Source organism: Streptococcus sp. HMSC076C08 (assembly GCF_001810825.1).
Lineage (GTDB): Bacteria > Bacillota > Bacilli > Lactobacillales > Streptococcaceae > Streptococcus.
This window is the reverse complement of the sequence record NZ_KV802727.1, coordinates 1-216: the sequence shown is the minus strand read 5'-3', so window position 1 is coordinate 216 and position 216 is coordinate 1. Positions and strand designations below refer to the sequence as shown.

Annotated in this window: 1 protein-coding gene; it reads left to right on the top strand. The window is 46.8% G+C overall.

Annotation, left to right across the window (positions count from 1 at the left end; all coding sequences use genetic code 11):
* The coding region (locus tag HMPREF2766_RS04440) for a G5 domain-containing protein (RefSeq protein ID WP_186821422.1) at positions 1-216 on the top strand (216 nt) is incomplete at both ends.

Genomic DNA, 216 nt, shown 5'->3' with positions numbered 1-216 from the left:
AAACCAACAGACGCTCCTGTAAATGAAGTTCCAAGCTTAAACGTTGAAGAAAAAGATGTTACCACGACGGTAGCAGAACCCTACACTCGAGAACGAGTAGAGAGTGATAGCTTGCCAGTTGGCCAGACCAAGATAACCCAAGCTGGTCAAGATGGTGTGCGTACAATCGTCACCCGTCAGTACATGGTAGATGGAAAAGTAGAGAGAAGCCAGGAA